Raw genomic sequence first — 12,055 nt, forward strand, 5'->3', positions numbered from 1 at the left:
AGTAGTGCCTACTTGCAATGACCAGCCAAAGAGTACCTGTGATCAAGATGTAAACTGGGTCAAAATAATGTGAATCGCGACTCAGTCCCAAAGAGTTAGGCCTGTGTTCCTCTGTTGGCACTTCCTGTCTCAGGTGAATGGTTTAGTTGTACGTCAACTTTTCTTGGCTATTAAATCCAATTGCCTCGGTTTAATTAAAAAGAAGCCTAGTCATCAACTTAGATTACACTTCTATAGCACCAGAACACTATTTTATGTAAAGATCCCAATCTCAGTTCAATAAGAGGGTTGCATGTCTATTGATCTTATCGATGCACAGGTTTCATCTACAGGGCAGTTTGAGATCCTATCCAAGTATGAAATTAATCGGCTTAGTAGCGAGAGTCGTGGTTCACAATACCAAACCTTTAGAAACTGCTCACTAGCGGTGCTAAATAGTGGCGGTTTTATGGATGATGGTAAGGAGCTTCTGGAAACCTTTGCTAATTTTGATATCTCTGTTGTCCCCACAGAGCGCAGTATAAAACTACAGCTTAAAAACGCTCCAGCCAGTGCTTTTGTTGATGGCAAAATTATCAGTGGTATTGCAGAGCATTTGTTTGCGGTACTGAGAGATATTATTTATGTAAATAGTGAAATCACCGGCAGTAAGTTACATGACTTAACCTCCTCTCAGGGCATTACCGATGCGGTTTTTCATATTATGAGAAATGCCGGTACCTTCGATAGAGTCCGCACGCCTAGGCTGGTAGTATGCTGGGGAGGGCACTCAATCTTATCTGAAGAGTACGATTATACTAAGCAGGTAGGTTATGAGTTGGCTTTGCGCCACCTTGATATTTGTACCGGTTGTGGGCCGGGAGCAATGAAGGGGCCAATGAAGGGTGCCACTATTGGACATGCCAAGCAGCGCGATCGCCATGGACAGTACCTTGGTGTTACCGAACCCGGTATTATTGCTGCAGAAGCACCAAATGCAATCGTCAATCAACTGGTTATTCTCCCAGATATTGAAAAACGCTTAGAAGCTTTTGTACGCACAGGCCACGGAATTGTGGTTTTCCCAGGGGGGGCGGGTACTGCTGAGGAGATCATCTATCTCCTGGGGATACTCCTACACGAAGAAAATAAGGATCAGCCATTCCCTGTTATCTTCACCGGCCCACCTAGTGCAACGGAATATTTTGTTCGTATTGACGAATTTATCGCTTCTACTTTGGGTAAGGAAGCTCGTTCAAGATACCAAATTATTATTGATAACCCACAGGAAGTGGCTAGACAAATGTCGGTAGGCATACAAGAGGTCAAGTCCTTCCGCAAAGCAACGGATGACGCCTATTATTTTAACTGGAAGTTAAAAGTCGCTAATGAATTTCAGCAGCCGTTTATACCAACTCATGAAAGTATGCTGAACCTCGCTTTACATAAAAGCCAAGAACCCTATCTATTAGCTGCCAATCTGCGACGTGCATTCTCTGGCGTTGTATCTGGCAATGTGAAAAATGAAGGGATTCGGATGGTTGAGGAGTATGGACCTTATGAGCTGCGTGGTGATTCGAGCATTATGCGCAGCATTGATATTATGCTGGAGTCTTTTGTGAAACAACAGAGAATGAAGTTGCCGGGTAAAGAGTATGTTCCCTGCTATAAGGTAATTTCCAAGTAGTTTCAGAATTTTCTACCAGAAATAGTAATGTGCAAGGGGGTGCTAGGTGGGGTAGGGTTCTTTACAGTGCTGTCCTCTATTTGAGAAGGCCCCTGGGAAAATAATTATTATGTACAGAATAACTACACTCCCTTTGTAAGTTTGCTGTGAAACCTAGATATAAGAAGATGTTTAGTGGGGCTAAAGAGAAATTTTTGCCTTAATTGGGTTGTTATTATGACCAGTTAGTTGTTAATAAGGATTTATATGAAGGACCATAACTATTACAACAAGATTTGCAAAGGTAAGCTTCCAGGGCTTCTCGGGATTGAACTTGTGAAAGTTGCTGAGGGCGAGATCCATGCAGAGATGAAAATTTTGGAGCCTCATTTGGCACCTAATGGTTACTTACATGCTGGTAGCGTCGTTTCTTTGGCCGATACGGCCTGTGGTATTGGTTGCTTGGCGAACTTACCAGAAAAGGCTTCTGGCTTTACTACTGTTGAACTGAAGTCGAATCATCTGGGAACAGTTCGGGATGGGATTGTTCTTTGTGCTGCAACACCTGTTCATATGGGGCGGACCACTCAGGTATGGGATGCTTCTGTAGTTTGTAAGAGTACGGGTAAAAAGTTGGCATTGTTTCGCTGCACGCAATTGATTTTATACCCGTGACTGAGGATTGCCCCCAGCTTGAACAGCAGTACTTATTTGCAGGGGCTCCTTCTGGAAGTTATATTCTTACCATATTGGGAGGATGATCGATCAGTGTCACTCTTCCCTTGCCTTATAAGAATAACCCGCTGGTGCTTTTCTAATGCTTCGTCCATTTCTACTTGCTCTAATATTGCTCTCTTTAGTTTTTCCCGTTCTCGCAGAAGAAAAGGCATCTGACCAGTTAGATGGTTGGCGATTGGTGAGCTTTAAAAATGAGCCGTTATTGAATTTACATCTATATTTGTATGAATTGGCAAGAGATAAAAATCTATATGCGGCTTTAAAGAAGGAGGAAGGCATTGTTGCTGATCAGTTGTACCTCTTCGAGAGGGCGATCAATGATTATATTACACATGGGGCTGAACAAAATATTAATATTATTCGGTCTAGCGGGGAAGTGGCAGATCTAACAGCCCTGCTTTTATCAGGCACTCCTGTCGATTCTGAATCAGTTAATAATAACTTATATGCTCATTTGCAGGAGCTTTCCACTCTTTATAATGAGCAAATGTGGGGTCTGCATAGAGAAAGTAACTTTAGGTGGTATCTAAGCTTACGGGAGAAACTGGATGTGTATGGTGACCCAATTGCTAGCCGGCTCGAAGACCTCTTTGGTGAAAAACTGCTAGTAAATGCGCATACAGTAAATATTGTCTATAAGCCTGGTATGCGACAGGGAGCTACCACTTCAGGAAGAAGTTCTCAAACTATTATCAATAGTACCTATTCAGATTACTCAGGCTGGCTTGCATTAGAAATGTTTTTTCATGAGTTAACACATGCTAACAGTGTAAATCGCAAAAGCAAACTTCAAGGGATAATCAGCAGTGAGTTTGATAAATATGGCTTAAAGGCTCATAAACATATATGGCATCCAATTCATTTTTATACAGTTGGTGAAGTTGTTAGAAGAGTTATTTCAAAGGAAGAGCCAAATTTCACAGATTACGCAACACTGAACGGTTTATATGTTGGGCGCTGGAATTATAAATCCCTTCTTGATAAGTATTGGATACCTTACTTGAATGGTTTGGTTTCAATGGAAGAGGCGATAGCTAATATTGCCAAAAATCTGTCAAAAGAAAAACGTGAGAATTAAGTGCCTCTTTGGTTGGGATCAATTTTAAGGTTATTGTTAATTTCATTATAGGTCTTAAAGGAATAGTCATGCAGCCTATCAAATTATCTGAACACCCTGAAGGGGGGAGATTTCTTGAAGTGTTCAGGTCCAATGCAGTGGTGACCAATAACAAAGGGCAGAGAAGATCAGCGCTCACTCACATTTATTTTTCATTAGATAAAGGCGAGGTAAGCCGATTTCATAAAGTGCAATCGGATGAGGTGTGGAATTTATATCAAGGCGCAGGACTCTATCTTTATACTTGGAATGACTTGGATAAGAATGTTCAGAGGATGGAAATTTCGTCCAATAATAATACGTTTTGTCAGGTTGTTCCAGCTGGAACTTGGCAGGCAGCTGAACCTATTGGAAAGACAGTACTGGTAGGCTGCTCCGTTGGGCCAGGATTTGAATTTGCTGATTTTAGTCTGATAGATCCACAATCGATTGAGGCTAAAAAATTAATTTCCATAAATTCCGACATGTTGAAGTTTATTTAGTTTTAGATGGGTGGTTGTTCTCATGCAAATGAAGGGGTAAAAGGGTGTCAATAGCATTGTAGATCATATATTCCTTACTATATTTAGGGGTTGATCGTTGGTTTGGGGTTTATAAGTCTGGGGAAATGGGGCTGGTAATTTTGCTCAATCACTCAGTGAATTCTTAGGAAAGGTCAGATACTTATTCTGGTTTTTATTTCTTCGAGTACACGTATTTTCCATATATGCGTAGGGTGATTTCTCCCCAATCTATTGATTGGTGGCCCTTTCTTTCATATCTCGTTTCTGTCGGGGTTGGTTTTTGGAAGTAACCTTAGTGCGTGTTAAATATATTGTAGCAGTAAAGTTTAGCTTTAGGGAGAGACTGTTAGTAGTCGCTATTTAGTGGGCTACCTCTTTACAATATTAGAAAGCAAGTAATGCTGAATAGAAGGAGAGCAATCTTTCTATTCAGCTTGAATATTGATTTTGAAACAGTTCTTACATTTAACTGATTGAAGCTGCGTGGATAGCAGAAAGAAAAAAGTCTTTAGGGACGAACTCCGACAGGCTGCCGACAATAAAATCAGCTTTTCTCAGGGAATTTTCACTCCCCACCCCAACAGCAGTCATTCCCTTGGCGGCTTTGATCGCAGCGACCCCGGCAGCAGCATCCTCAAAGGCAACACAGAGTTCAGGTTCAACTTGTAGGCCTTGCGCTGCTGCGAGGAAAATATCCGGGCAGGGTTTAGGTGCGGACTGTTCTGGATCGGCAATTGTTGAGAAGTAATGTGATATCTCCAATGCTTGCAAAACGGCCTGCGCATTCTTACTGGCTGAGGCCAGGGCGATGGGGATTTGTTTCTCGTTTAACCAGGCGAGAAGCTCCCCAGCACCGGGCAGTAGATCTTTTGGAGATAAGCTGCGAATCAGTTTCTGATAATAACTATTTTTTCTGCTAGCTAGATCGATCTTTTCCTTTTCACTAAACCGATCGCTCTCTTCCCCAAGAATCACTTCCAATGAGGCCATACGCTCCAATCCCTTAAGCCTTTCACCGGTATCTTCAGCCCATGGGCGCTTGAGTTCTTGGGCCAGTTGGTGCCAGGCTTTCAGGTGTAGTCGTGCGGTATCTGCGAGTACACCATCCAGATCAAAAATTGCAGCACGATAGATCACTGTGTTACCTCCACTGGCGGTGCTATCTCAAATGTTTGGGTTTCGCCTACTGCGAGAAATACGGGTTCATGAATGTGATGAAGGCTGATGGGCTCGCCAGTTATCAGGGTATAGCTGGCATTACTGTAATTGATGTCCACTTCCAGGGTGCGACCACGGAATTGCAGACGGAAGCGATAACCTTCCATACCCTCGGGTACAAACGGGGCGAAGCTCAATTCGGTACCATGCAGGCGCATACCGGCAAAGCCCTGCACCATGCACATCCAGGTGCCGCCCATACAGGCGGTATGGATACCGTGCTGGGTATTATTGTGGTGATTGTCCAGGTCCATTCGTGCTACTTGCTGGAAGTAGTCGAGCGCTTTTTCATGGTATCCCACCTCGCTGGCAATAATGCTGTGGATGCAGGCGGATAGGGTGGAATCGTGTGTAGTGAGCGGTTCGTAAAAGTCGAAGTCGCGGCGTTTTTGTTCGATGGAAAACTCGGAACTTTCGAGCAATAGTCCCAAGACTACATCTGCCTGCTTGCAAACCTGATGTCGATAAATTACCAGTGGATGGTAGTGCAGTAGCAGGGGGTAATGATTTGCCGGTGTTTGCTCAAAGTCCCACACTGGCTTGTCGAGGAAGCCATCATCCTGCGGGTGGATGCCTTGGGATTGGTCGTAGGGAAGGTACATGGCCTTTGCGGCTTTTGCCCAAAGCATGGGCTCCTGTGGGCCCAACTCTATACGCTGGGCCAAGGCCAGGCACGCTTCTGGATCAAAGGATTGCAACCATTGGTATACCTCTGCAGCATACTCCAAATGCGCACGGGCCATCAGGTTGGTATAGAAGTTGTTATCTACCAACGCAGTATATTCATCCGGGCCAGTGACTTCATTAATACAAAATTGGTTGTTTCGGCGAGGGTTGAAGTGGCCAATTTCCATCCATAGGCGGGCCCCCTCAATAACCAGCTCCGCCCCTTTTGCCCGCAGAAACTCTGTATCGCCAGTGACTCGGCTGTAGTGGCGCACTGCATAGGCGATATCCGCATTGATATGAAACTGGGCGGTGCCGGCAGGGTAGTAGGCAGAGCACTCCTCTCCGCCAATGGTGCGCCAGGGAAAGAGTGCGCCCTTGCTGATCGCCAGCTCTCGGGCACGGGCGCGGGCCGCATCCAGGATCGAATGGCGATACTCCAGCAGGTGGCGGGCCATATTGGGCTGGGTGTAGAGAAAAAACGGCAATACATAGATTTCTGTATCCCAGAAGTAATGGCCGTCGTAACCATCTCCCGAGAGCCCTTTAGCAGCGATATTCGTACGTCCATCCCTGCCCAGGGATTGGAATAGGTGGAAAAGATTAAATCGAATACCTTGCTGTAGACTGTCGTTGCCAAGTACCTGGATATCGGATTCTTGCCAGAATTTATCCATCTCTATGCGTTGGGCCTTGGCATATTCGGCAAAACTTTTATTGGCGCTAAGTTCAAGGTATTGGCGAAGTGATCCAACTTCAATCGGCTCAGCCCTTTGCTCTGCGAAGTAGGCTAGGTATTTGGTCAGGCCTATGGGTTTACCCCGTTGGGCAACACATCGGTATTCGGTGGCTACTCGGTTTTCATGGCGCAGATTAGTCATTGTGTGGCCCGCACTGGCCTGCAGCCGGTGTGTGGCGGCACAGCGAATCTCATAGCCACTGCTTCTAACTGAGAGTGCCAGTGCCAAGTAGTCACCATCGGCGACGTTATTCAGCCATTGGATATCCCCTTGGTCAATGGGGGAAGCCAGGCGTGGATCGTCACTGCGCTCGGCTTGGTCGAGATTGCCATCCAGCCCCGTTAACAAGCGTATCTCCCCACCAAAATCCAGTGGAGTGATTTCAACATGGATGAGCACTAGGTGTTTTTCAGTTAGGCAGATTTGGCGCTGGGTTTTGAGCCTGAGGGTTTTTCCAAGAGGTGAACGCCAGGTAAGGCTGCGCGCAAGGGTTGCGTTGGCCATATCCAGATGGCGTTCATACTCGAGTATTTCACCCTCAGCGAGGTTGAAACGCTCTCCATCAACCCAGATTTGAATACCCTTGCCGTCCGGTACTGTTAACATGCGCTGATTATTGCGGGCGTAGCCGTAAGCAGCTTCGCCGTAGCGAATAGGTTCACTGGCATAGACCCCATTGAGGTAACAGCCATCAGAAAAGGGCTCGGGATCAAAGCCTTCCTCAAAGGTGCCTCTCAGGCCAATAAAACCATTGCCCAGGGAGAATAGGGTGGCGTTAAGAGGGTAGTCATCCGCTTGAAACTCTCTTTCCAGCAGGCCCCAGGGGTGAATTTCAAGCTTATGTTGTTGTTCTTTCTTCATACCACTTACACAGAAACTGATGGTTAGGTGCTTTGCCAAAGTAATTAGTACTTCGGGCAACTTCCCGCAGTCTATCGCTTGTACACATTGGAATGCAATCGATTGCAAATCGGAGGTAAAAAATCTCCCTGTACGGTAACTATGTGCTATCTGTGAGTGTAAATATTCATTAACTTATTGATAATAAAGAATTTATGGGCATTGTTGTTATCTAGTAACCCGCTAGTCTGACCGGCGATTGCTGAATGGTCTCTATTTGGCAGTTTGAAATATTGCAAACGATTGCAATTCTTTTGTGGTAAGTCATACTGCTGAGTTCTGGGGGCGTGAAAATTTACAGTCATCAACCCACACTAAGAGATCAAAAAATGTACAATAACAGGCTGGTACGGCTGTACGCCTGAGCCATAGACCGATAAAGATTTCCTTATGAACAATCAGCGCATACTGCTTTCCCTATTCGCCATCTACTTTGTGTTCGCCATTCTCTTGAACAGTGTCGGCACTGTGATACTGCAGGTGATTAATACTTACGGCGTGAGTAAGTCTGCAGCCAGTGTATTGGAGGGCTTTAAGGATATCCCCATCGGCATCGTATCTTTTCTGGTGGCTTCGCAACTGCCGCGTTTCGGATTTAAGCGGGCCATGCTGATGGGGCTCGCTATTGTTACCGGGGCTTGTATTGCCATGCCCCTACTGCCAGGTTTCTGGACAGCAAAACTACTGTTCCTTTCCGTGGGAGTCGCATTTGCCTTGGTGAAGGTCGCGGTTTATTCAACTGTGGGCCTGTTAACACGTGGTCCAAATGAACATGCGAGTATGGTGAATACCCTGGAGGGGGTATTTATGGTGGGGGTTCTTGGTGGGTATTGGCTGTTTAGTGCCTTTATCGACTCTGCCAATCCAGGTTCTACAGCTTGGCTGAGTGTCTATTGGGTGCTGGCTGCGATTTGTCTGTTTGCCTTTATTTTATTGTCGCTGACAAAAATGGATGAGTCGGGTACCCGGGTTGAGGGCACCAGTCCACGGCAGGATTTCTGGGCAATGATAAAATTGATGGCCAAGCCCTTGGTTTATATTTATGTAATTTCCGTTTTTATCTATGTGTTGATCGAACAGGGTATCGGCAGCTGGCTGCCCACGTTTAACAATGAAATTTTGAAGTTACCAGCGGCGATGAGCGTCCAGGCTGCCAGTATTTTTGCCGCAGGGCTCGCCTTGGGCCGCTTGGGAGCAGGGGCTATTATGCGGCGTTTACACTGGTACCCAGTGCTGAATGTCTGCCTGCTGGCAATGGCATTACTGGTGGTACTGACTCTGCCGCTATCCAGTGATGTGCAGGCCAACCCGGATATCAACTGGTTCAATGCGCCGATTGCGGCCTTTATTCTGCCTCTGATTGGCCTGTTTATGGCCCCCATTTATCCGGCAATCAACTCGGTGATGCTGAGTTCACTACCGACCCATCAGCATTCGGCGATGACCGGGCTTCTGGTGATTTTTTCTGCGCTAGGGGGCACTACCGGTTCACTGATTACGGGTTCGGTTTTTGAAGCCTTTGATGGTCAGGTGGCCTTTTACTTATCACTGGTGCCGATCTCGGTAATTCTAGTCAGCTTGTTCTTTTTCCGTAGGGCTGTGGAAGGGCGAGAAGTTGGGGCCTCAGCTAAGTTGACGGTTTGAGCTATCAGAGTTCATTTTACAAACTCTTGTAGCACGCCTAAGATGGCGTATTTCCCGCGAACAAGGTGAAGTACGCATGCCTAAGGATTCCTCCTCTCCCGTCTCCATGTCCGATATTGCACGGCTGGCGGGAGTTTCTGAATCCACTGTTTCCCGCGCGCTGAATAACAACCCGCTAATCAATGAAAAGACTCGGGAGCGTATTCAGCAAATCGCGCGTAGTATGAATTACAAAATCAACGAGAGTGCACGCAATCTGCGTTTAAAACGCAGCCATACCATTTCTGTCGTCATCAATACCGGAAGCGCCGGAGGCCAGACTTTTTCCGACCCCTTTATGTTGGACATGATTGGCGCGATTGCCGATCGCTTGGCCGAGCACCGATATGATCTACTGTTTTCAAATCGTATCGTTACAAGTGACGATTGGCATGCCTACTTAATGGGGTCTCGCCGCGCCGATGGGGTAATTGTGATTGGACAAGGGGTGGACGACAGCCCCCTGCGTGAACTACAACGCCAGGGCGATCCGTTGGTAGTATGGGGAGGTACTACCAAACCAGATCTTGATTACTGCATTGTAAGTAGTGACAATCAGATGGGAGGGCGGCAGGCCACCGAGCACCTACTCAAGCTGGGCCGTCGTAACATCCTCTTTCTTGGTGATACTGCGCACCCCGAGATTTACGGTCGCTACGAGGGTTATAGGGCCGCGCTTACCGCAGAGGGGCTGGGTAATAGCGAGCGTCAAATTCAGGTTTCTTTCTCCAGTGAAAGCGGTTATCAATCCATTGCAGACTTGCTAAAAACCGAGGGGTTGAGCTTCGATGCGATTTTCGCCGCAAGTGACAGCATTGCAATGGGAGCCATCAAGGCTTTGCAGAGCCAGGGTTACAAGGTTCCCGACGATATTGCAGTAGTTGGATTTGATGATATCCCCATCGCGCCTTTCTATACGCCCCCACTAACGACTGTGCGACAGAATATCCAGCGCGGCGGTGAGCTGATGGTGGAGAAGATGATGCAGTTGATCGGTGATAAGACAGCAGAGCCAGCAGTGCTGCCAACCGAACTGGTGGTACGCTCTTCCTGTGGCGCTAACCCTGATTTCCAACCGATCCAGGAATATAGTCAGTAATCAATCTTGGCAGCTCCCCCTGGAGTTGCCTGATGCGTTTTTGGACTTCTTCTGGTTTCTCCAGGCACGCCAATCTTCCACCGAGTCCGTTGCTCTACGACCTAATAAGCCAAACTGTCAAAGCAATGGTCTTTGCTCTGATGAAAGAGCGCGCTCGGTAGAACTCAATGGCAGATTCCAATACTTCCAAAAGTAAAGAGAGGTTGTTGGCGCTGATTGGCCTCAGCTTCGCTGTATTTTTGGTGGCAAATGATCTAACCATATTCCCCGCCGCCATCCCCACCATTGAGCAAGAGTTTAATTCTGACATTACAAGAGCCCAGTGGATTATCAACGGCTACATCCTCGTATTTGGTGTTCTGATTATCACGGGTGGACGCTTGGCTGATATTTATGGGCGACGACGCATTTTTTTTATAGGTGCAGGTTTTTTTGCCTTCTTTTCGCTGATTGCCGCTTTATCCATGGATATTTGGATGCTGCTAGTGTCCAGGGCCTTGATGGGAATTGGTGGGGCGCTGATGTGGCCGGCAATATTGGGGATGGTCTATGAGCTCATACCAAAAGAGCGCGCGGGCCTGGCTGGCGGCCTGATCATGGGAGTGTGTGGAATCTCTGACTCCTTTGCCCCAATGTTAGGAGGCTTTTTAACCGAGTTTGCGAGTTGGCGATGGATATTTCTTCTCGATGTTATAGTCGCTGCATTAGTGTGTTTAGGGTGCTGGAAAACGGTCGCTGATGATAAACCAGAGAAGATTGAAGAGCATATTGACTACTTGGGAGTGACGACACTCTCTATTTCTTTGTTTAGCTTGTTAATGGCCTTGGATCTTGTCGTAGAGCTGGGCTTTAAAAGTCCGATAGTTGTCCTCTTATTTATCATTAGCGTGTTTTTTCTAGGGGGCTTTACTGCTGTTGAGCGCAATGCCGGTAGTGATGCACTAATTCCCAAAGATGTTATGAGTGACAGGCGTTTCTTTGCGGCATGTATAGTGACCTTATTGCTTTCTGTAGTCTTCTTTTCTGCGCTTGTATATATTCCACAGTTTCTCACCAAAGTGCGGGGTTATTCCCCAACATTGGCCGGTATTGGGCTGATGCCGATGATGATGGCTTACGGCTTGGTTTCCTATATATCCGGTAGGCTTTACGAAAAAATAGGAGCCAAGGTGATCATAGCGATAGGCTCGGTATTTATCAGTGCAGCAATGTTTATGCTCTCCCATATACAAGTAAATACCAGCTTCCGAGAGTTGATACCAGGCCTATTGGTACTTGGTACCGGGGTTGGTTTTTTCTTTTCGACAGCGACTACTGTTGCAGTGACTATTGTTGCCCGCAACCGATCGAGTCTGGCTGGTGGGATTATCTATATGTTCCAGATTGCCGGCGGTGCATTGGGCTTGGGAATGAATACCACCATAATTGCCTTAGCCCCAGATCTGTCAACCGGTATAGACCGAGCTTTCACGATTAATGCCTACTTAGCACTCATCGGTCTGGTGGTATCAGTTTTGTTTATTGAGGGGGAGCCTCGTAGGGTAGGGAGTACAAAATAAAATTTCTAAAAGGGTAGTAACTCCATTTATTATCAGAAAACCTAAAAACTCTTTTTTTTCTAACAATCAACATTGTCTGGATATTTATACCAGCATTAATCTTTTTTGGGGGCAATATGGCCTCTAGGAGGAATCACTCTTAGGTAGGCAGTCTTTATAGAGTTGGTTGTGTAGGGTGAGAGTGTAC

9 protein-coding genes are annotated in these 12,055 nt (G+C 46.4%); 7 read left to right on the forward strand and 2 right to left on the reverse strand.

Annotation, left to right across the window (positions count from 1 at the left end):
* Positions 1–292 precede the first annotated feature (292 nt).
* The 4 genes from ppnN to MJO52_RS08480 all read left to right on the forward strand — a co-directional run bounded on the left by ppnN (position 293) and on the right by MJO52_RS08480 (position 3,982).
* A complete protein-coding gene (gene ppnN, locus MJO52_RS08465) occupies positions 293–1,666 on the forward strand; it encodes a nucleotide 5'-monophosphate nucleosidase PpnN (RefSeq protein ID WP_252085501.1) in 1,374 nt (457 codons plus the stop codon).
* A gap of 246 nt (positions 1,667–1,912) precedes the next feature.
* Positions 1,913–2,320: a PaaI family thioesterase gene (locus MJO52_RS08470; protein ID WP_252085502.1), complete on the forward strand. Its 408-nt coding sequence runs from the start codon at positions 1,913–1,915 to the stop codon at positions 2,318–2,320.
* A gap of 142 nt (positions 2,321–2,462) precedes the next feature.
* On the forward strand, positions 2,463–3,461 hold the full coding sequence (locus MJO52_RS08475) for a hypothetical protein (protein WP_252085503.1): 999 nt from the start codon (positions 2,463–2,465) through the stop codon (positions 3,459–3,461).
* 68 nt (positions 3,462–3,529) lie between these two features.
* Positions 3,530–3,982, forward strand: coding sequence for a cupin domain-containing protein (locus tag MJO52_RS08480; protein ID WP_252085504.1), 453 nt, complete (start codon positions 3,530–3,532; stop codon positions 3,980–3,982).
* A 486-nt stretch (positions 3,983–4,468) separates the two neighbouring features.
* On the opposite strand, the gene pgmB is transcribed toward MJO52_RS08480, so the two are convergent.
* A complete protein-coding gene (gene pgmB, locus MJO52_RS08485) occupies positions 4,469–5,140 on the reverse strand; it encodes a beta-phosphoglucomutase (RefSeq protein WP_252085505.1) in 672 nt (223 codons plus the stop codon).
* Entirely contained in the window at positions 5,137–7,488 is a 2,352-nt protein-coding gene (locus MJO52_RS08490; RefSeq protein ID WP_252085506.1) for a glycoside hydrolase family 65 protein, read from the reverse strand. Before MJO52_RS08490 ends, pgmB begins: the two co-directional genes overlap by 4 nt.
* Positions 7,489–7,917: 429 nt before the next feature.
* Here MJO52_RS08490 and MJO52_RS08495 point away from each other — a divergent pair, with 429 nt between their 5' ends.
* The 3 genes from MJO52_RS08495 (at position 7,918) to MJO52_RS08505 (ending at position 11,868) form a co-directional block, all read left to right on the forward strand.
* Positions 7,918–9,171 carry an MFS transporter gene (locus MJO52_RS08495; protein ID WP_252085507.1) on the forward strand — a complete coding sequence of 418 codons (1,254 nt, stop codon included), beginning with the start codon at positions 7,918–7,920 and terminating at the stop codon, positions 9,169–9,171.
* Positions 9,172–9,247: 76 nt separating this feature from the next.
* A complete protein-coding gene (locus MJO52_RS08500; RefSeq protein WP_252085508.1) occupies positions 9,248–10,309 on the forward strand; it encodes a LacI family DNA-binding transcriptional regulator in 1,062 nt (353 codons plus the stop codon).
* Between the two features lie 167 nt (positions 10,310–10,476).
* On the forward strand, positions 10,477–11,868 hold the full coding sequence (locus MJO52_RS08505) for an MFS transporter (protein WP_252085509.1): 1,392 nt from the start codon (positions 10,477–10,479) through the stop codon (positions 11,866–11,868).
* Positions 11,869–12,055: the final 187 nt, after the last annotated feature.

Source organism: Microbulbifer variabilis (genome assembly GCF_023716485.1).
Taxonomy (GTDB): Bacteria; Pseudomonadota; Gammaproteobacteria; order Pseudomonadales; family Cellvibrionaceae; genus Microbulbifer; species Microbulbifer variabilis_B.